Source organism: Serratia sp. MMO-28, assembly GCF_037199905.1.
Lineage (GTDB): Bacteria > Pseudomonadota > Gammaproteobacteria > Enterobacterales > Enterobacteriaceae > Chania > Chania oryzae.
Genome location: NZ_JBBCVB010000014.1, coordinates 107,165 through 128,105, shown reverse-complemented (window position 1 = coordinate 128,105; position 20,941 = coordinate 107,165). Strand labels below are relative to the sequence as shown.

At 55.7% G+C, this 20,941-nt stretch carries 19 protein-coding genes; 14 read left to right on the top strand and 5 right to left on the bottom strand.

The features are described 5' to 3' along the window. Positions 1-156: 156 nt before the first annotated feature. Both WG891_RS14265 and metB read right to left on the bottom strand, forming a co-directional pair. Positions 157-2,592 carry a bifunctional aspartate kinase/homoserine dehydrogenase II gene (locus WG891_RS14265; protein WP_337263213.1) on the bottom strand — a complete coding sequence of 812 codons (2,436 nt, stop codon included), beginning with the start codon at positions 2,590-2,592 and terminating at the stop codon, positions 157-159. A 2-nt stretch (positions 2,593-2,594) separates the two neighbouring features. Further along, positions 2,595-3,755: a cystathionine gamma-synthase gene (metB, locus tag WG891_RS14260; protein ID WP_076944006.1), complete on the bottom strand. Its 1,161-nt coding sequence runs from the start codon at positions 3,753-3,755 to the stop codon at positions 2,595-2,597. 444 nt (positions 3,756-4,199) lie between these two features. Between metB and metJ the strand changes: the two genes are divergently transcribed. Further along, positions 4,200-4,517 carry a met regulon transcriptional regulator MetJ gene (metJ, locus tag WG891_RS14255; protein ID WP_024913974.1) on the top strand — a complete coding sequence of 106 codons (318 nt, stop codon included), beginning with the start codon at positions 4,200-4,202 and terminating at the stop codon, positions 4,515-4,517. A gap of 76 nt (positions 4,518-4,593) precedes the next feature. Here the strand turns inward: metJ and rpmE are convergent, their stop codons facing one another. Further along, on the bottom strand, positions 4,594-4,809 hold the full coding sequence (gene rpmE / locus WG891_RS14250) for a 50S ribosomal protein L31 (RefSeq protein WP_076944005.1): 216 nt from the start codon (positions 4,807-4,809) through the stop codon (positions 4,594-4,596). A gap of 232 nt (positions 4,810-5,041) precedes the next feature. On the opposite strand from rpmE, the gene priA reads away from it, so the two are divergent. The 7 genes from priA to rraA all read left to right on the top strand — a co-directional run bounded on the left by priA (position 5,042) and on the right by rraA (position 13,321). Further along, a complete protein-coding gene (gene priA / locus WG891_RS14245; RefSeq protein ID WP_337263214.1) occupies positions 5,042-7,237 on the top strand; it encodes a primosomal protein N' in 2,196 nt (731 codons plus the stop codon). A gap of 284 nt (positions 7,238-7,521) precedes the next feature. Further along, the gene (gene cytR, locus WG891_RS14240; protein WP_076944003.1) at positions 7,522-8,550 is read left to right on the top strand and encodes a DNA-binding transcriptional regulator CytR; all 1,029 of its coding nucleotides are present in this window, start codon (positions 7,522-7,524) and stop codon (positions 8,548-8,550) included. Positions 8,551-8,714: 164 nt separating this feature from the next. Further along, positions 8,715-9,653, top strand: coding sequence for a cell division protein FtsN (ftsN, locus tag WG891_RS14235; protein WP_337263215.1), 939 nt, complete (start codon positions 8,715-8,717; stop codon positions 9,651-9,653). Positions 9,654-9,757: 104 nt separating this feature from the next. Then, positions 9,758-10,288 (top strand): ATP-dependent protease subunit HslV, encoded by a 531-nt coding sequence (gene hslV, locus WG891_RS14230; RefSeq protein ID WP_337263216.1) that lies wholly within the window; start codon positions 9,758-9,760, stop codon positions 10,286-10,288. Between the two features lie 12 nt (positions 10,289-10,300). Further along, on the top strand, positions 10,301-11,635 hold the full coding sequence (gene hslU, locus WG891_RS14225; protein ID WP_337263217.1) for an HslU--HslV peptidase ATPase subunit: 1,335 nt from the start codon (positions 10,301-10,303) through the stop codon (positions 11,633-11,635). 207 nt (positions 11,636-11,842) lie between these two features. Further along, a complete protein-coding gene (locus tag WG891_RS14220) occupies positions 11,843-12,760 on the top strand; it encodes a 1,4-dihydroxy-2-naphthoate polyprenyltransferase (protein ID WP_337263218.1) in 918 nt (305 codons plus the stop codon). Positions 12,761-12,835: 75 nt separating this feature from the next. Continuing rightward, positions 12,836-13,321, top strand: a complete 486-nt coding sequence (rraA, locus tag WG891_RS14215; RefSeq protein WP_076943998.1) for a ribonuclease E activity regulator RraA — start codon at positions 12,836-12,838, stop codon at positions 13,319-13,321. 59 nt (positions 13,322-13,380) lie between these two features. Here the strand turns inward: rraA and zapB are convergent, their stop codons facing one another. Further along, positions 13,381-13,620, bottom strand: coding sequence for a septal ring assembly protein ZapB (zapB, locus tag WG891_RS14210; protein ID WP_337263219.1), 240 nt, complete (start codon positions 13,618-13,620; stop codon positions 13,381-13,383). A 549-nt stretch (positions 13,621-14,169) separates the two neighbouring features. Between zapB and WG891_RS14205 the strand changes: the two genes are divergently transcribed. The 5 genes from WG891_RS14205 to fpr all read left to right on the top strand — a co-directional run bounded on the left by WG891_RS14205 (position 14,170) and on the right by fpr (position 19,640). Then, positions 14,170-15,015 (top strand): MIP/aquaporin family protein, encoded by an 846-nt coding sequence (locus tag WG891_RS14205; RefSeq protein ID WP_337263220.1) that lies wholly within the window; start codon positions 14,170-14,172, stop codon positions 15,013-15,015. Positions 15,016-15,181: 166 nt separating this feature from the next. After that, positions 15,182-16,690, top strand: coding sequence for a glycerol kinase GlpK (gene glpK, locus WG891_RS14200; RefSeq protein WP_337263221.1), 1,509 nt, complete (start codon positions 15,182-15,184; stop codon positions 16,688-16,690). 129 nt (positions 16,691-16,819) lie between these two features. Continuing rightward, on the top strand, positions 16,820-17,830 hold the full coding sequence (gene glpX / locus WG891_RS14195) for a class II fructose-bisphosphatase (protein WP_337263222.1): 1,011 nt from the start codon (positions 16,820-16,822) through the stop codon (positions 17,828-17,830). Between the two features lie 434 nt (positions 17,831-18,264). Further along, entirely contained in the window at positions 18,265-18,888 is a 624-nt protein-coding gene (locus tag WG891_RS14190; RefSeq protein ID WP_337263223.1) for a helix-turn-helix transcriptional regulator, read from the top strand. Between the two features lie 5 nt (positions 18,889-18,893). Next, on the top strand, positions 18,894-19,640 hold the full coding sequence (gene fpr / locus WG891_RS14185; protein ID WP_337263224.1) for a ferredoxin--NADP(+) reductase: 747 nt from the start codon (positions 18,894-18,896) through the stop codon (positions 19,638-19,640). A 1-nt stretch (position 19,641) separates the two neighbouring features. Here fpr and WG891_RS14180 read toward each other — a convergent pair whose 3' ends face one another. Next, positions 19,642-20,061, bottom strand: coding sequence for a DUF805 domain-containing protein (locus WG891_RS14180; protein ID WP_337263308.1), 420 nt, complete (start codon positions 20,059-20,061; stop codon positions 19,642-19,644). 211 nt (positions 20,062-20,272) lie between these two features. On the opposite strand from WG891_RS14180, the gene WG891_RS14175 reads away from it, so the two are divergent. Beyond that, positions 20,273-20,860: a DUF1454 family protein gene (locus tag WG891_RS14175; RefSeq protein WP_337263225.1), complete on the top strand. Its 588-nt coding sequence runs from the start codon at positions 20,273-20,275 to the stop codon at positions 20,858-20,860. The last annotated feature ends 81 nt before the right edge of the window (positions 20,861-20,941 follow it).

Sequence of the window (20,941 nt, the reverse complement as noted above, 5' to 3'; positions counted from 1 at the left end):
TTAGACGTCTAGATAGAAAATGCCGTATGTGGCCTAAAGAGTCAACAGGAAAATGAGGGGGATACGATGAGTAATCCTCACCCAACATGAGAGAGTTTCATGATCGTGCTAACGGCGGGAAAAAAACCGGGCGCCGTATGCTGCGCCCGTTGAGGATTAAAGCAGTTGCGCCAGGCGGTTAAGATCCGACTGAATCGCACCGGCAGTCACATCGCGCCCCGCCCCTGGCCCACGAATGACCAGCGGGTTATCACGATACCAGCGGCTCTCGATGGCAAACACGTTGTCGCACGGCAACAGCGAAGCCAACGGGTGTTCTGGCCGCACAGCTTCGACGCCGACGCGTGCCTTACCGTTGGCGTCAAAACGCGCGACGTGGCGCAGCACCAGCCCCATTTCGCTGGCGGCTTCGAAACGTTGCAGCATTTGCTGGTTCAGCGCATCGCCGTTTTCAAAGAACTGATCGATGGACCCTCGCTCCGCTCCGGCAGGCACCAGAGACTCCACACGTACCTGATTCGGTTCAATGTCGTAACCCGCCTCACGCGCCAGGATCACCAGCTTGCGCATCACATCCTGCCCGGAGAGATCCACACGTGGATCCGGCTCCGTCAGGCCCTGTTGCCAGGCCTGCTCCACCAGTTCGGTGAACGGTACCGTGCCGTCAAACTGCAGGAACAACCAAGATAAGGTGCCAGAGAAAATACCGCTGATCGCCAGGATACTGTCGCCGCTGTCGCGCAGATCGCGCACGGTATGGTTCACCGGTAAACCGGCACCCACGGTGGCGTTATACAACCAGTGGCTACCGGTTTTAGCGAACGCATCACGGATCTGGCGGTAGTTACCACTGCCTGACGCCCCCGCCAGTTTGTTGGCACTGATGACGTGGAAACCGTAACTGGCAAAATCCAGATACTGTTCTGCCAGATTGTCACTGGCGGTCACGTCAAGCACCACCAGATCGTCAAACGGATGGGCACGCATCCACAGAAACAGCGACTCTTCATCCAGTTCCTGGGCTTCTTCTTCAAAGAACGCCAGCGCGCGGCTGGTATCCAGCCCCTCGTAATTCAGCAGGCTGCGGCGGCTATCCACCACGCCTGCCAATGTGAATTCAAAGCCGCTGCGCGCCGAGAGGTTTTTCTGCTCGCGGGCAAACAGTTCCAGCCAGCGTGAACCGATGTTGCCCTTGCCGAACAACACCAGACCAATGCGTTTTTCCGCACGGAACAGCGTCTGATGCAGGCCCTGAATCAGCAGCCCAGTCGGCCCCTGGCGCAGCACCGCCACCAGGCTGATGCCATCCTCTGCCTGCCAGATAAACTCCACCGGCTGATCGTTCAACTGCTGGTAAAAACGATGGCTGTGCAGCGGATTCTTGCACACGCCCGCCCCCACCAGCGCCACCAGCGCCAGCCCTTCACGCAGTTGCAGCTCACCCGGTAACACCGCCTCTTGCAGAATACGTAAGACGCTGTTCACCACTTCCGAGGTGTAGCACAGTTGGATCAGGTTACGGTCAGGATGGATACCCACGGCTAACGGTTTGACCTGCCCAAGCTTGAGCACCTGTTCCAACTCCTTCTGCGCCAGCTTGAAGTCGTGCCGCGGCGCCACGCTGAATTCAATCAGGCAAACGTCATCATGGCTGGTCACGATTTTGGCACCGGTACCCGAAGCCAGCACGCGTTCGATGCGTGTCGACCCTTGTTCCGGTTGGTAGCTGCAGCGCAGTTGCAGATCGATGTCACTGCCGGAAACCGGCTGCAGCGTGCGGGTATGCAGTACCGGCGCCGCCAGGCGAGCCAGTTCGCTGGCTTCATCCAGGCGCAGCAGCGGCAGCAGGCAGGCATCTTTCACCTTGCGCGGATCGGCACTGTACACCCCGGCGACGTCGCTCCAGATGGTGACGCGCGCCACACCGGCCAAAGCACCGATCTGCGTAGCCGAGTAGTCACTGCCGTTACGCCCGAGCAGCACGGTTTCACCGGCGTCGTTACGTGAAATAAAACCGGTCACCACCAGGCGTTTGCCAGGATGCTGTGCCAACAGTTGCTGCAATAAAGGGTAGGAGCGGCCTTCGTCCACCTGCGGTTGCGCCGCACGTTCAGCACGCAGAAAATCACGCGCATCCAGCCATACGGCCTGCATATCCTGCTTGTTCAACACGGCGGCCATCAGGCGTGCCGACCAGATTTCACCATGGCCGACCACTTCGGCGTACACCGCGTCATCGACTTTACCGTCCAGCAAGGCTGCCAGACGCTCAAGATCGTGAATGAATTCGGCAATCAATGGCTCGGCCGTTTCCGGTGGTAACAAGCCGCCGATCAGTTCGCTGTGATAACGGCGCAGCGTTTGCTGCACCTGATAGGCGGAAAGGCGATCGCTCTGGCTCAGCTTCAGCCAGCTAATCAGCTGGTTGGTGGTGCTACCGGCCGCCGAAACCACCATCATGTCACCGGCTTGGCTATATTCAGCCATAATCCCGGCGACCCGCAGATAACACTTCACATCAGCCAGGCTACTGCCACCAAACTTGTGCAGTTGACGCCCGTTCACCGCCCCTGCTACCGCAATTGCATTCATGCTTACCTCGTTGCCGCCGCCTGGAAGGCTTGTTCCAGATCGGCAATCAAATCATCACAGTCTTCAATACCCACGGAAATACGCAGCAGGCTTTCGGAAATACCGGCTGCCGCACGGGCTTCTGGTGCCATCCCGGCGTGAGTCATGGTCGCCGCGTGCGAGATCAGGCTTTCTACCCCACCCAATGATTCCGCCAGCGTAAACAGTTCCAGGGCCGACAGGAAACGCCGTAACAGCGCTTCGTCACCGTCCAGTTCAAAGCTGAGCATGGCACCAAACCCACGTTGCTGGCGGCACGCAATTTCATGGCCAGGGTTTTCTGGCAGAGAAGGATGATACAGCTTTTTGACCAGCGGTTGCTGCTGTAAATAGCTGACAATCGCCCCGGCGTTGTGCTGTGCCGCCTTGATGCGCGGTGACAGGGTACGGATGCCGCGCAGCAGCAGATAGCTGTCGAATGCACCGCCGGTAACACCAATGTTATTCGCCCACCACGCCAGTTCCACCGCCAGTTGCGGATCCTTGGCAATCACTGCGCCGGCAACCACGTCAGAATGGCCGTTGAGGTATTTTGTACAGGAATGCACCACCAGATCGGCACCCAACGCCAGCGGCTGTTGCAAGGCCGGGCTGAGGAAGGTGTTATCCACCACCGCCAGCGCACCGGCAGCATGCGCCGCGTTGCAGATGGCTGCAATATCCACCACGCGCAGCAGTGGATTGCTTGGGCTTTCGATCAGCACCAGCTTCGGCTTTTGCGCCAGCGCCTGCTGCAACGCGGCCTCATTCCCCTGATCGACAAACAGCACGCGATAGGCACCGCGCTTACTAAGGCTATCGAACAGGCGATAGCTGCCGCCGTAACAGTCGTGCGGAGCCACCAGCAGATCGCCCGGTTTCAGCAGCACGGTCGTCACCAGATGGATCGCCGACATCCCGCTACCGGTCATCACCGCGCCAGCCCCGCCCTCCAGTTCCGCCAGCGCACGTTGCACCACATCGCGCGTCGGGTTACCACGGCGTGAATAATCATGGGCACGGGGCTGGTTGAAATCGGTGAAATTATAAGTGCTCGAAAGGTGGATCGGCGGGACAACGCAGCCGTACTGTTCGTCGTCATTCAGACCGCTACGCACGGCAATGGTGGCTGGTTTACGCGTCATAGGGTGGCTCGGCTCTCGGAAAGTGGGTAAATGAGGCCTAAAGATTACCTGCGGCGCAAATAGACGTCAATACATCTGGACATCTAAACTTCTTTGCGTATAGATTGAGCAAAGCCGCAATACCCGCTAAAATTGTAGCGGTTTGTTATGGCGATAAGATGTTAAGGCAAAAATACCGCTGTAAAGGTTTAGCAAGAGTCGCAATTCGGTGAATCTTATCGCGCAGAATCGACATTTATTAGTGAGAACAGTGAAGATCGGGCATAATTGGCCGGTTTCTAGAATGTATACCCCAAATAATGCGGGTTGCTTGTCGGCGGCAAGCGAGTGAGTCCCTGGGCGCATAGCCGACGATGCAGCCAGGATGAACGCGTGCAGCCAACACCCAAGCAACGTGAAGTATGAAAGGTATAGTCATTTTTCTGACAATTTTTAAGGTATCCCATGGCTGAGTGGAACGGCGAGTATGTCAGCCCTTACGCTGAACACGGTAAAAAAAGCGAGCAAGTAAAAAAAATCACGGTATCCATTCCGCTGAAGGTCCTGAAGATCCTGACCGATGAACGAACCCGTCGCCAGGTCAACAACCTGCGCCACGCGACCAACAGCGAATTGCTGTGCGAAGCATTTCTGCACGCCTTTACCGGCCAGCCGCTGCCAAACGATGAAGATCTGCGCAAAGAGCGCAGCGATGAAATCCCGGAAGCCGCGAAAGTGCTGATGCGTGAATTGGGTGTGGATCCCGATACCTGGGATTATTGAGCCCGGCCTGCCCATGCAGGTAGCAGGAACGAAAAAAGGCGCCGAGGGCGCCTTTTTCATCTGACAGTAAGAAATCTTATTTCTTAGTGCCTGGTACGCTGAAACGCTTGTTGAAGCGGTCTACGCGGCCACCGGTAGCAACATCACGCTGCTTGCCAGTGTAGAACGGGTGGCATTCGCCACAAACGTCCAGGTTCAGATCGTGACCCACGGTAGAGCGGATTTTGATCACGTTACCGCAAGAGCAGCTAGCAGTAACTTCTTCGTATTTTGGGTGGATACCTTGTTTCATGGGAAACCTCAGTTAAGGCCGTGTCGCTATCCAGCCCTGTTCCGCCAGACACCACACGTGGTTGATAAATTTTGATACGGAATTATATCAAAGGCGGCAAATTATACAGAATTAAATGGACTGCGCAAACGGAACCGCACATTTATACCCGCCTTCCTGCAACGCGAATTATTTAGGGTATCGTGGCCTGCGGTGTAAACTAGCCAACACTTTTTTCTATCTGGATCGCCACATGCCCGTTGTACAGGTCGCTTTACCGGTTCCCCTCGCTCGTACCTTCGATTATCTGCTGCCAGAAGGTGTGCAGCCGGTCATCGGCGCGCGCGTTGGCGTGCCCTGGGGAACGCAACGGGCGATCGGGATTGTGGTCGGTTGCAGCGAAACCAGCGAACTGCCGCTGGAAAAGCTGAAACCCATCGACAGCCTGCTGGATAACGGCTCGTTGTTCTCCCCCAGCCTGTGGCGCATCCTGTTGTGGGCCAGCGAGTACTACCATTACCCGATCGGTGAAGTGTTGTTCCATGCATTGCCGATCCTGCTGCGTCAGGGTAAACCGGCTGAAACAGCCCCACTGTGGCAATGGTTTGCCACCGAACAAGGGCGTGCCACACCGCCGGAAAGCCTCAAACGCGCCCCCAAGCAACAACAAGCGCTGGCGGCATTGTTGCAACGCCCGATCTATCGTCACCAGGTCAGCGAACTGGCCTTAACCGAAAGCGCGCTACAGGCATTGCGTACCAAAGGGTTGAGCGATCTCCGTGCTCAAGCGCTGGCAACGCAAGACTGGCGGCCCGGCTTTGAGGTCCTCGGCGAACGGCTGCGGCTCAATACCGAGCAAGCCACTGCGGTCGGTGCTATCCGCAGTGAGGACGATCGTTTCGCCGCCTGGCTGCTGGCCGGGGTGACAGGCTCTGGTAAGACCGAAGTCTATCTCAGCGTACTGGAAAATATTCTGGCAAAAGGCAAGCAGGCGCTGGTATTGGTGCCGGAAATCGGCCTGACGCCGCAGACCATCGCCCGTTTCCGCGAACGGTTTAACGCGCCGGTAGACGTGCTGCATTCCGGCCTGAACGACAGCGAACGGCTGGCGGTGTGGCTGCGCGCCCGCAGCGGTGAGGCCGCCATTGTGATCGGCACCCGTTCGGCGCTGTTCACCCCATTTTCGCGCCTTGGGGTGATTATCATCGACGAAGAACACGACAGCTCTTATAAACAGCAGGAAGGCTGGCGCTACCATGCCCGTGATCTGGCGGTGTTCCGTGCCCATGAAGAAAACATCCCCATGGTGATGGGATCTGCCACTCCGGCGCTGGAAACGCTGCACAACGTGCAACTGGGTAAATACCGCCAGCTAAAACTGACTCAGCGGGCGGGTAATGCCAAACCAGCCAATCAACACCTGATCGATCTGAAAGGTTTGCCGCTGAAGGTCGGATTATCACAACCCCTGCTGAAAAGCATGCAGCACCATTTGAAAAACGGCAATCAGGTGATGCTGTTCCTCAACCGCCGTGGTTATGCTCCTGCGTTGTTATGCCACGAATGCGGCTGGATCGCCGAATGCCAGCGCTGTGACCACTACTACACCCTTCACCAGAATCAACGCCAGTTGCGTTGCCACCACTGCGACAGCCAGCGCCCGGTGCCGCACCAGTGCCCGCACTGTGGATCCACGCATCTGGTCTCGGTCGGCGTAGGCACTGAGCAATTAGAGAACGAGCTGGCGCCGCTGTTCCCAGAAACAGCCATTACCCGTATCGATCGTGATACCACCAGCCGCAAAGGTTCGCTGGAACAACATCTGGCCGATATTCACCGCGGCGGCCCACGCATCCTGATCGGCACCCAAATGCTGGCAAAAGGCCACCACTTCCCCGATGTGACGCTGGTTGCACTGCTGGACGTCGACGGTGCCCTGTTCTCCGCCGATTTCCGCTCTGCCGAGCGTTTCGCCCAGCTGTATACCCAGGTTTCTGGCCGGGCCGGGCGTGCTGGCAAACAGGGAGAGGTGCTGTTGCAAACCCATCACCCGGAACACCCTCTGCTACAGATCCTGTTGCAACAAGGCTACGATGCCTTTGCCAAACAGACGCTGGCGGAGCGCAACAGCGTATTTCTGCCGCCTTATACCAGCCACATTATCGTGCGTTCAGAAGATCACGATAACCAGCAGGCCCCGCTGTTCTTACAACAGCTGCGCAATCTGCTGGAAGCCAGCCCGCTGAAGGACGACTCGCTCTGGGTCATGGGCCCGGTTCCGGCATTGCAGTCGAAGCGTGGTGGCCGTTTCCGCTGGCAGTTGCTGCTGCAACACCCTTCCCGGCGTTTGCTGCAGCATCTGATGAAAACCACGTTGCCGCTGATCGGCACCCTGCCACAGGCACGGAAAGTAAAATGGATGCTGGATGTTGATCCCATCGACAGTTGAACCCGGAGCAATCTGATTCAGCCACTGGTGTGCAAACGTTTACCCTGGAAATTGCGAGCTAACGCGAAAAAACCTCCTTATGTCACACTTTTTATGAAATTTAGGTAACAAAAGCAGGCCGTAATCTGTTTAGAATGTCTGTGCGGGGATTTCTTTCACCCGAGCAACCTGATGAAAGCTTTAAACGTGGATGGCGCTAACAATAACAACACCACCGCACGCCAGAATGTATGAGTCAATCCCAGTTGTCGCGTTGGCATGTGGCTAACGCAAGGAGAAAGGCGTTGGAACACAAGAAAGAACTATCCATGGCCACCATGAAAGACGTCGCTGAAATGGCTGGCGTTTCAACGGCAACCGTGTCGCGTGCGCTGATGAATCCAGAAAAGGTGTCAACGCCGACGCGCCAGAAAGTGGAACAGGCCGTGCTGGCCGTGGGTTACTCCCCTCATGCCCTCTCACGCAACATCAAGCGCAATGAATCCCGCACCATCCTGGTGATCGTCCCCGACATCTGCGATCCGTTTTTTGCCGACGTGATCCAAGGGATCGAGCAAACTGCAGCACAACAGGGTTATCTGGTGCTGATCGGCGACTGCGCGCAACAGAATCAGCAGGAACGTACCTTCGTTAACTTGATCATCACCAAACAAATTGACGGTATGCTGCTGCTCGGTTCCAACCTGCCGTTTGACGCCAGCAAGGAAGAGCAGCGCAACCTGCCACCGATGGTGATGGCCAACGAATTTGCACCGGAGCTGGAACTGCCAACGGTGCATATCGATAACCTGACCGCCGCCTTCGAAGCCGTGCACTATCTGCACCAGCTTGGCCACAAGCAGATCGCCTGCGTGGCGGGGCCGGAACACATGCCGCTGAGCCACTACCGGCTGCAAGGTTACATTCAGGCACTACGCCGTAATGGTATTGGCGTTGAAAGCAGTTATATTACCCGGGGTGATTTCACCTACGAAGCCGGCGCTCAGGCACTGAAAACGCTGATGGCGCTGCCAAAACCCCCTACCGCCATCTTCTGCCACAACGATGTCATGGCAATTGGGGTGTTATATCAGGCTAAAAAGCTGGGCTTGCGGGTACCGCAGGATCTCTCCGTTGTCGGCTTTGACGATATCAAACTGACGCAGTATTGTGATCCCCCTTTAACCACGGTGGCACAACCGCGTTTCCAGATCGGCCAGCAAGCAATGTTGCTGCTGCTGGAGCAGTTGCACGGGCAAACGGTAAACAGCGGATCGCGCCTGTTGGACAGCGAATTGATTATCCGTGGCAGCACTGCGGCCCCGAAACGCTAGTCAAACATTTTTGGGTTAAGTAACATGGCGGACCCAAAGCCTATCAAATAGGTATAATTATTGTTGTGGTCGCGGCTGCCAAAGCATTCACTGCCCGGCAAGCATGACCCGTCAAACAGCCTAGAGGATAGGCTTTAACCTCATCAGAACACAGCGGAATTAGAGTGGCACAGAGAGACTATGTAAGCCGCGGGCGCTCAGGAGCAGCGCGGCGCAAGACCCCCAGCCGTAAAAAACGCAGTTCCCCGAAGGTATCCAAAACCGTGGTGGCGCTCGCTGTCGCCCTTCTGGTGGTCTTTATCGGTGGCCTCTATTTCATTACGCACAACAAGCCGGACGATGCACCGCTCCTGCCTGCGCACGGTATCCGCCCTGGTAACGGCCTGCCGCCGAAGCCGGAAGAGCGTTGGCGCTATATCAAAGAGCTGGAGAATCGCCAGATTGGCGTGCAATCACCCACTGAACCTACGGCCGGCGGTGAGATCAACTCTAAAACCCAACTGACCGACGAGCAGCGCCAACTGCTGGAACAGATGCAGGCCGATATGCAACAGCGCCCGACGCAGTTGTCTGAGGTGCCTTATAACGATCCATCGCAACTGCGCAATAATGGCCACCAGCAACAGATACCGCAACAGCCAGTGCAACAGCAGATGCAGCAGCAACCGGTGCAGCAGCAGGTGAACCCGCCGCGCAACCCGTTCAATAACGGTGTAGTACCGGTGCAGCAGCACCAACCGAAGCCGCAGACGGTCACGCCACCGGCCCCCACCCGGCAGCCAGAACCGAAACCGGAACCGAAGCCTCAACCAAAGCCGGAAGTGAAACCGGAGGCAAAACCGGAAACGGCCAAGCAGGAAACCAAACCTGAGCAGAAACAGAAGTGGATGGTGCAATGTGGTTCGTTCCGTGCTTCGGATCAGGCCGAATCGGTACGCGCGCAACTGGCATTTGAAGGCATTGAAAGCCGCATAACCTCAGGCGGTGGCTGGAACCGCGTGATGTTGGGCCCCTACAGCAGCCGCGCGGCCGCAGACAAAACCCTGGCCCGTCTGAAAGCTTCCGGCATGTCAAGTTGCATTCCCCTCGCCGTTGGGGGTTGAAAAGCGCCACCGCACCCCCAACTATACTCTCAATATATGCCCCGTTGTTTCTGCCTCGGCAGAGACAACGGGGTCTTCTTTCCGTCTGCAACGAGGGTCTGCTCGTGACAACAATTGTAAGCGTACGCCGCAACGGCCAGGTAGTGATCGGTGGCGATGGCCAGGCCACACTGGGCAACACGGTCATGAAGGGCAACGTCAAGAAAGTCCGTCGCCTGTATAACGATAAAGTGATTGCCGGTTTCGCTGGCGGTACTGCTGACGCCTTCACGCTGTTCGAGCTGTTTGAGCGCAAGCTGGAGATGCACCAGGGCCATCTGGTGAAAGCCGCCGTTGAGTTGGCGAAAGACTGGCGCACTGACCGTATGCTGCGCAAACTCGAAGCCCTGCTGGCGGTGGCGGATGAAAACGCTTCGCTGATCATCACGGGTAACGGTGATGTGGTGCAGCCAGAAAATGATTTGATCGCCATCGGCTCCGGCGGCCCTTACGCCCAGTCGGCGGCCCGTGCGCTGTTGGAAAATACCGAACTGAGCGCCCGCGAGATCGTTGAGAAATCCCTTAACATCGCCGGTGACATCTGTATTTACACCAACCATTACCACACCATTGAAGAATTACCTTCCAAAGCGTAAGGATCGAATACTATGTCTGAAATGACCCCGCGCGAAATCGTCAGCGAACTCGACAGCTACATCATTGGCCAGAACAAGGCCAAACGCGCTGTTGCCATTGCCCTGCGCAACCGCTGGCGCCGGATGCAGCTCAACGAGACGCTGCGTCACGAAGTGACCCCAAAAAATATCCTGATGATCGGGCCGACCGGCGTCGGTAAAACCGAGATCGCCCGCCGCCTGGCCAAACTGGCCAATGCGCCGTTTATCAAAGTAGAAGCCACCAAGTTCACCGAAGTAGGCTATGTTGGTAAAGAAGTGGATTCCATCATCCGCGATCTGACCGATGCCGCGGTGAAGATGGTGCGCCTGCAATCGATCGAGAAAAACCGTACCCGTGCCGAAGAAATGGCCGAAGAGCGTATTCTCGACGTGCTGATCCCACCGGCCAAAAACAACTGGGGCCAGCCAGAAGAACAGCATGAACCTTCTGCCGCACGTCAGGCATTCCGCAAAAAGCTGCGTGAAGGCCAGTTGGATGATAAAGAGATCGAAATCGATCTCGCCGCCGCACCGATGGGCGTCGAAATCATGGCTCCTCCGGGCATGGAAGAGATGACCAACCAGTTACAGTCGATGTTCCAGAACCTCGGCGGGCAAAAACAGAAACCACGCAAGCTGAAGATCAAAGAGGCTTTCAAACTGCTGGTGGAAGAAGAAGCCGCCAAGCTGGTGAACCCGGAAGAGCTGAAAGAGCAGGCGGTGGAAGCCGTTGAGCAGCACGGCATCGTGTTTATCGATGAGATCGACAAAATCTGTAAGCGTGGTGGCCAAAGCTCCGGCCCGGACGTTTCCCGCGAAGGCGTGCAGCGCGATCTGCTGCCGTTGGTGGAAGGCTGCACGGTGTCTACCAAGCACGGTATGGTGAAGACCGATCACATCCTGTTTATCGCCTCCGGCGCTTTCCAGACCGCCAGCCCTTCCGATCTGATCCCGGAACTGCAGGGCCGCTTGCCAATCCGCGTTGAGCTGCAAGCGCTGACAACGGAAGACTTCGAGCGTATTCTGACCGAGCCCAGTGCATCGCTGACCGAGCAGTACAAAGCGCTGATGGGCACCGAAGGCGTGACGATCGACTTCACTGCCGAAGGTATCCGCCGCATTGCCGAAGCCGCCTGGCAGGTGAACGAAAGCACCGAAAACATCGGCGCACGCCGCTTGCATACCGTGCTGGAGCGTCTGATGGAAGATATTTCCTACGATGCGAGTGAAATTAACGGTCAATCCATTACAATTGACGCCGATTACGTGCGCAATCACCTGGATGAACTGGTAGCGGATGAAGATCTGAGTCGTTTTATCCTATAATCGCGCTATCCCCAAGTGGCTTCACGTTGCAGGAAGACGGTCACCCCCCAGCAACGTGAAGAGCGATGGGTATATCACTGTCCTGTCGATCATTGAACATCACCGCCAGCCCTCTGGCTGCGTGAAAGATCAAGGATATGTGTGGGAGGCTCTGCCTCCCACATTTATTTCGAACGGACACCGCCTTTTGACTTACTGAAGCGAAACATGAGCTTATCAACCCCCACCACCCCTGCTAAAGCCTGGCTGGAAAGTTTACGACCGCGCACCCTGCCGTTGGCGTTTGCCTCCATCGTTGTCGGTTCCGCCATCGCCGCCTGGCAAGGCAGCCTCAAGCCGGGTGTCGCCCTGCTGGCGCTGCTGACCGCTGGCCTGTTACAGATCCTCTCCAATCTGGCGAATGATTACGGCGATGCAATAAAAGGCAGTGATAAGGAAGATCGTATCGGCCCGCTGCGCGGTATGCAGAAAGGGATGATCACCCAGGCTCAGATGAAGCGGGCGCTAGTGCTGACGGTTATTTTGATCGCCATCTCCGGCTGCTGGCTGATTGCTGTTGCCTGCGAAAAACCCAGCGATGTGGTGGGCTTCCTGGTCTTGGGTGGCTTGGCGATTGTCGCAGCCATTACCTATACCGTGGGTAATAAACCCTATGGTTACCTGGGGTTAGGCGATATTTCGGTGCTGGTGTTTTTCGGTTGGCTCAGCGTGGCAGGCTCGCATTACCTGCAGACGCATACCTTTGACAGCATCGTGATGTTGCCGGCGACCGCTTGTGGTCTGTTGGCGGCGGCAGTGCTCAACATCAACAATCTGCGCGATATCGAAAGCGATCGCCTCAACGGTAAAAATACCCTGGCGGTGCGCCTCGGGCCGCAGAAGGCACGCTATTATCATGCCTTCCTGCTGATTGCCGCAGTGGTGTGCTTCGCCCTGTTTACCCTGCTCAATCTGCACAGTCTGTGGGGCTGGCTGTTTGTGCTGGCCATACCGCTCTTGTTGCGCCACGGCCTGCGCGTGCTGCGCGATCCCACCGCCATCGGTATGCGCCCGATGCTGGAGCACATGGTGAAAGCGGCATTGCTGGCTAATCTGTTATTCGCCATTGGTGTAGTGCTCAGTTAAAAACTGATGATTTTGCCAACAGGGCGCATAAAGGGATATACTGATTATTCCAGCGGCAAACTGACGTAAAATCCTATGAAATACGATACTTCCGAACTTTGTGATATCTATCAGGAAGAGGTCAACGTAGTTGAACCTCTGTTCTCTAATTTTGGCGGGCGTACTTCATTTGGCGGGCAAATCACCACGGTGAAATGCTTCGAGGATAACGGCCTGCTGTTCGAACTGCTCGAAGAAAATGGCCGTGGCCGCGTGTTGCTGATCGACGGCGGTGGCTCTGTGCGCCGCGCATTGATCAACGCCGAGCTGGCGCGCCTGGCAACCCAGAATGAATGGGAAGGCATCGTGGTTTACGGTGCGGTACGCCAGGTGGACGATCTGGAAGAGTTGGACATCGGTATTCAGGCTATGGCGGCAATCCCGGTGGGGGCAACCAGTGAAGGCGTGGGTGAGAGTGATATCCGCGTCAACTTCGGGGGCGTCACCTTCTTCTCTGGCGATCACCTCTACGCCGACAATACCGGTATCATTCTTTCTGAAGATCCTCTTGATATCGAGTAACTGCAGAATATGAAGAAGGGCGCCTCGGCGCCCTTTTTGATCGTGGCTAACGGACGGTGTTAAACCTCTTCCATCTTGCCCAGCAGTGCACGCAAGCGTTCTTGCCAAATATGCTGTTCTTCTTTCAGTTGCTGATTCTCACGCGCCAGCGCTTCGTGGTTACCCGCAGCGTTCTGAACGTCTTGAGACAGGGCATTATTCTTCTCTTTCAGTTCTTCAATTTCCATCTGCAACAACGTGATGGTATCAATCGCCTGCTGAACTTTTGCTTCCAGTTTTTCAAATACTTCAAATGACATTCTTCAGTCCCCTCATGGTAGCAAGGCGTACATCTATAAGTAGCGCCGCAACGTCGGTTGCAGCTACTGCGAATATGCATCGCGCCAAATGACACGCGCTTATGGAAAACGCGCTTGTCTCAATAAAACGCTTCTTTCAATAAAAACGATTGTATGTAGCCTGCCTCCCACTGTCTAGCAACATACCGGCCCAACACGCAGTCTGTTGCAATTTTCCTGCCACCACTTGCAGAAAAAACTGAAAATCCACTTCTACTACTTCGCTGTTGTTAACAAACGGTAATCAAATCAGTGGTCAGATCACACTTTCATAGTTCATAAAAGACACCAAATAACGCGAATACGCTCAATTTTATGACGAGCCACACACATTTTGATTTCGCTATTTCTCGTTTATGTTCGTTAACGATAAATTCACATCACGTCCTCAACCAATAAGTGGACGAGATGAAAGACTACTGTACCCACAGGCTACAGCGCGCAACGTGCCAAGCCTGTATACCCAGCAGGGTATAAACCTATAACCGTCGTCTGCAGGACAATAATATTATGAGCCAAACTACCAGTCCGACTTTAAAGGGCCAGTGTATCGCGGAATTTCTCGGTACCGGCCTGTTGATTTTTTTTGGCGTAGGCTGCGTTGCAGCGCTGAAACTGGCGGGTGCCAGCTTCGGTCAGTGGGAAATCAGTATTATTTGGGGCCTGGGCGTTGCCATGGCCATTTATCTGACCGCCGCGATCTCCGGCGCACACCTGAACCCGGCAGTGACGCTGGCGCTCTGGTTGTTTGCCTGCTTTGACGGCCGCAAAGTGCTCCCTTACATCGTGGCGCAGATTGCCGGTGCCTTCTGCGCTGCGGCACTGGTCTACGGATTGTATTACAACCTGTTCTTCGATTTTGAAAATGCCCATCAGATGGTGCGCGGCAGTGACGAAAGCCTAGCACTGGCCGGTATCTTCTCTACCTACCCGAACGCCCACATCTCCGTCGGCCAGGCTTTCCTGGTGGAAACGGTCATCACCGCCATCCTGATGTGCCTGATTCTGGCCCTGACCGACGATGGCAACGGTATACCGCGTGGCCCATTGGCCCCACTGCTGATCGGTATTCTGATTGCCGTCATCGGTGCCTCTATGGGACCATTAACCGGCTTCGCACTGAACCCGGCCCGTGACTTCGGCCCGAAACTGTTCGCTTATCTGGCAGGCTGGGGCAACGTGGCGTTTACCGGTGCGCGCGACATCCCTTACTTCCTGGTACCGATCTTTGGCCCTATCGTCGGTGCTGGCCTGGGAGCCTTTGGCTACCGCGCCCTGATTGGTCGCCATCTGCCTTGTGACGTTTGCGTTGAAGAAGATCAGCCCACTGCCAAGCCAGAACAGCGTAATGCGTGATTGGCATAGTTCTATACCCAATGGATTTCAAGATGCAGGTAGGCGGCAACTGAGTGAATCCCGATGAGCTTACTCAGGTAAGTGATTCGGGTGAACGAGGGCAGCCAACAACCCTGCAACTTGAAAGACGACGGGTATAACGGTTAACAACAACAGGATTAAGCTCATGACAACAGAAAAAAAATACATTGTCGCTCTCGATCAGGGAACCACCAGTTCACGTGCCGTAGTGCTCGATCACGATGCCAACATTGTTGCAGTCTCACAGCGTGAATTTACCCAGATCTACCCTAAGCCAGGCTGGGTAGAACATGATCCGATGGAAATCTGGTCCTCACAGAGTTCTACGCTGGTGGAAGTGCTGGCCAAAGCCGATATCAGTTCGGATCAGATCGCCGGTATCGGTATTACCAACCAGCGCGAAACCACCATCGTCTGGGAAAAGGAGACCGGCAAGCCGATTTATAACGCCATCGTCTGGCAGTGCCGTCGTACCGCAGAGATCTGCGAACAGCTCAAGCGTAACGGGCTGGAAGAGTATATCCGCCACAACACTGGGCTGGTGGTTGACCCGTATTTCTCGGGCACCAAAGTCAAATGGATCCTCGATCACGTCGAAGGTGCCCGCGAGCGAGCCAAGCGCGGCGAACTGCTGTTCGGCACCGTCGACACCTGGCTGGTATGGAAAATGACCCAAGGGCGGGTGCATGTGACCGATTACACCAACGCCTCGCGCACCATGCTGTTCAACATCCGCCAATTGGATTGGGACGAACGTATGCTGGAGGAGCTGGATATTCCACGCGCCATGCTGCCGCAGGTTCGCCCGTCTTCCGAAATTTACGGCCAGACCAACATTGGGGGTAAAGGTGGCACGCGTATTCCGATTGCCGGGATCGCCGGTGACCAGCAGGCGGCGCTGTACGGCCAACTCTGTGTGCAACCGGGCATGGCGAAAAACACCTACGGCACCGGCTGCTTCCTGCTGATGAATACCGGTACCGAAGCCGTGCGCTCCAACCATGGCCTGCTGACCACGATCGCCTGCGGCCCGCGTGGTGAAGTGAACTATGCGCTGGAAGGCGCAGTGTTTATCGGTGGCGCTTCGATCCAGTGGCTGCGTGATGAGTTGAAACTGATCAGCGACGCGGCCGACTCCGAATACTTTGCCACCAAGGTCAAAGACAGTAACGGGGTGTATGTGGTGCCCGCCTTTACCGGCCTGGGCGCACCCTACTGGGATCCCTACGCCCGTGGTGCCATCTTCGGCCTGACGCGCGGCGTGAACAGCAACCATATTATCCGTGCGACGCTGGAATCTATCGCTTACCAGACTCGCGACGTGCTGGATGCCATGCAGGCCGATGCCAATACCCGCCTGCAATCGCTGCGTGTGGACGGTGGCGCGGTTGCCAACAACTTCCTGATGCAGTTCCAGTCTGACATTCTCGGCACCCGTGTTGAGCGGCCTGAAGTACGTGAAGTGACGGCGCTGGGTGCCGCTTACCTGGCAGGCTTGGCGATCGGCTATTGGAACGATCTGGATGAAGTGAAGAGCAAAGCCAACATTGAGCGTGAATTCCGCCCAGGTATCGAAACCACCGAGCGTAATTTCCGTTACAGCGGCTGGAAAAAAGCCGTGGCCCGTGCGCAGGCGTGGGAAGATCACGACTAAGCTCACTGGCTGTTTTATCCTGAACATGCGCTGCCCACGGGCAGCGTTTTTTTTGCCTGGCTCTGCCGCCGCCGCCCTGTGGTAAACTTTGCGGATATTTTCTTCCCTTTAATCACTCACAGGTTTGCCATGAAACGTGAATTAGCCATCGAATTTTCCCGCGTTACCGAGGCCGCCGCTCTGGCGGGTTACAAATGGTTGGGGCGCGGCGACAAAAATGCTGCCGATGGCGCTGCCGTCAATGCCATGCGCATTATGCTCAACAAAGTGGATATCGATGGCCGGATCGTGATCGGCGAAGGTGAGATTGATGAAGCCCCGATGCTGTACATCGGTGAGCAGGTCGGCACTGGCCAAGGAGACGCGGTTGATATCGCCGTCGATCCAATTGAAGGCACCCGCATGACCGCCATGGGCCAATCCAACGCACTGGCGGTGCTGGCCGTGGGCGATCGCGGGGCTTTCCTGCATGCACCTGACATGTACATGGAAAAACTGGTGGTTGGCCCGCTGGCACGGGGGGCTATCGATCTCAACCTGCCGCTGGCAGAAAACCTGCAAAATATCGCCATCTGCCTTGGCAAACCGCTGGCAGATCTGACGGTGATCACACTGGCAAAACCCCGCCACGACGCGGTAATCGCCCAGATGCAGCAGCTTGGCGTGAAGGTGTTCGCTATTCCTGATGGTGACGTGGCCGCCTCTATTTTAACCTGCATGCCGGATAGCGAAGTGGATGTGATGTATGGTATCGGCGGCGCGCCGGAAGGCGTGATCTCCGCCGCCGTGATCCGCGCGCTGGATGGCGACATGCAGGCCCGCTTGCTGCCGCGCCACCGGGTGAAAGGCGACAGCGCAGAAAACTGCCGTATCGGTGAGCAGGAATTGGCGCGCTGTAAAGAGATGGGCATCGAGGCCGGTAAGGTGCTGATTCTGGATGACATGGCCCGTAACGATAATGTGATATTTTCCGCTACCGGCATTACCAAGGGCGATCTGCTGGAAGGCATCACCCGCAAAGGCAACATCGCCACCACCGAAACCCTACTGATTCGCGGGAAGTCACGCACCATCCGTCGCATTCGCTCGACCCACTATCTGGATCGCAAAGACGCTACGCTGCACGAATTCCTGCTGTAACGCCCAAGGGCACAGGCCGTGCCCATACTCTCTTCTCTGTCTGGCCGTATGCCCTTGATATGCCATACGGCCAGATAGCGGCCAACAACAAACCCAGCCTCGCCATCAGAGCGAAACTGTCGCCCACTATTATTACCTTTGCTAATGTGTTCACTCATCATTACACCCATTTACAGAAAAAGTGCCAGAGATCAACCATAAAGCATCATCTTTACGCCACATGATCTAATAACTCTGAATTTTTAGCATATTTTATGCCGAGACTGATTCTCGTAAAACTGGCAGAAATGACCTGAAATTTCGTAAATTAAACTGTACGTATAATACAAAAGGGTTAAGAATGTCAGGATAAGTGCAGTAATCCGGCTTTAGCATTTAATCGATAATTATTTTCATCAACTTGAAATAATATGACTGCCACAGGGATTGGGTTTATGAAAACACCAGAACTGATTTTATTGCAGCTAAAAACCTTAGGCCCCCACTCTGCCAAAATGTTGGCTGAACAGCTTGAGATCACGCCGATGGGTATCCGTCAGCATCTGCAGTCCCTGGAAAAACGTGAGTTGGTTTGTTACGAGGAAACGCGCACTAAAGTCGGCCGCCCTACGCGCTATTGGTCGCTCACCCAGCAGGGCCATGCCCAGTTCGCCAATAGCCATGACCGGCTGGCGAAAACATTGCTGGAGTCGGCCCATGAGCTGTTTGGCGCCGAAGGTATAGAGCAGCTAATTCTGGCACGGGAAGAAAAGCTCTTCCGCCGCTATGCGGAAGAGCTGGCAGAGGAAGAAAACCCTCTCGGTAAGCTTTCTCGCCTGGTGCGCCTGCGTCAGCACGACGGTTACATGGCGGAACTGCTCGATCATCCACAGGGTAAGCTGTTGGTGGAAAATCATTGCCCGATTGGCGTGGCCGCCAATGCGTGCAGCAAATTGTGCAACTCGGAGTTGCAACTGTTCCATCGTCTGCTTGGCCAGGGGTACCAGATAGAGCGCACGGCCCATGCCATTTCCGGCTCACGACATTGTGCATATTTGATTCAAACGCAGGAGCTTTAAACAGTATGGCTGAATGGGTTAATGGCAAAGTCACGCAGGTCACACATTGGACGGATGGCTTGTTCAGCATCACCGTCAATGCCCCGATCGACAGCTTCACCGCCGGGCAGTTTGCTAAACTAGCGCTGGAGATCGACGGTGAACGCATTCAGCGCGCCTACTCTTATGTCAACGCCCCCAGCGATCCCAACCTGGAGTTCTATCTGGTCACGGTGCCCGAAGGGAAACTCAGCCCGCAGCTCCAGCAGTTACAACCGGGTGCAGAGGTGCAAATCACCAAAGAGGCTGCCGGTTTCTTTGTGCTGGAAGAAGTGCCGGATTGCGACACCCTGTGGATGCTGGCTACCGGCACCGCCATTGGCCCTTATCTGTCAATGCTGCAGGAAGCCCAAGGCCTGGAGCGATTCAACAACCTGGTGCTGGTTCATGCGGCACGCTTTGCCCGCGATCTCAGCTACCTGCCATTAATGCAGCAACTGCAGCAGCGCTATCACGGCAAATTACGCATTCAAACCGTGGTCAGCCGTGAAGAAGTGGCCGGATCGTTAACCGGGCGTGTGCCGGGCCTGATCGAAGATGGGCAGCTGGAAGCCGCGGTGGGGCTAACCCTCGATGCCGAAACCAGCCATGTGATGTTGTGCGGCAACCCGCAGATGGTGCGTGACACCCAGCAAATGCTGAAAGAGCGCCATCAGATGCGCAAGCACCTGCGCCGCAAACCGGGGCATATCACCAGCGAACATTACTGGTAATTCAGCGGAACTTTACCGGCTCGGGCTCCGGGCCGAAACGGTTCTCCCCCGGTGTGCCGACAAAAGCGCCGAGATCGAGCGCCATCATCACCATAATCAGCGAAGGGATAAAACGACCAACGCCCCACTGCCAGATCGGTGCCAACATCTGCCAATTCCCCGCCGCCAGTACCCATGCCAGGATCAGCAACAGTGCCCACCAGCCCGCCTTGTTGCGATCGTGCAGGCGTTTCACCAACACCGCCGCCGTTGGCCACAGCAGAACCACAATAAAAAAGGCAATCGACTGGATCGCGACCAGTTGATAGTTAGCCAGCGTAAAAGCAGCCGCCATCAGCGCCAGCCAGATACCGATCCAGAGCAAGAAATCACGCCGCCCAATGCGGCCCTTAAATGAAAAACACCACTGTTGTAAGGTCATTAATTCATACTCTCTTGGCTTATCCATCCCCTGATTACCCGAAGCGGTAACGCCAAGTCATCAGGGCATATATTCTGCGGCGCAGTGTACCATAGGCCCTCTCAGGTTGAGATTTCTGCCTGGTAGAAAGCGGGCCGTTGCACATGCAGCTTGAAGTATGACGAGTATATCGCTTTAATCGGAGTAATCCTTGTTACCGATGCCGCCTATCATGCTGAGAAAAATCATCGTTATTGCCTGCCTGTTATTCGGTCTCGGCAATGCTTGGGCCGATCCGCCGGATGCCGTTGCTGGTGCCCCACCAAACGTGCCTTATCTGCTGGCCGGAGCACCAACATTTGATTTGACGGTGGTGCAATTCCGCGAAAAATATAACCGCGATAATCCGGGATTGCCGATCGGTGAGTTCCGCGCTATTGCCTCACAGGAAGATGACTCCCCTCTGCTGACCCGCGCCGCCAGTAAGCTTAATGAAAACCTGTATGCCTCTACCGCGCTGGAAAAAGGCACCGGTAAAATCAAAACGTTGCAAATCACCCATTTGCCGGTGCAGGGTAATGAAGAAAAAGCCGCTCGGGCGATCGCGGTCAATTACATGGCCGCGCTGATGCGCCAATTTGAACCGGCGCTGACCGTGGAAGAAAGCATCATCAAGGTGAACAATCTGCTGGAAAAAGGTAAAGGCCTGCACTTTTATCAGCATCAGGTGGGGGCAATACGTTATGTGGTTGCAGATAACGGCGATAAAGGGGTAACTTTCGCTGTTGAACCGATTAAGCTAGCACTATCTGAGCCCTGATACCCCGGCAATTAATGACAAAAAGCAAAGCCTTTGCGCTTATTCATCTCTATACTGTTGGGCAGGTAAATTGCCGGTCCG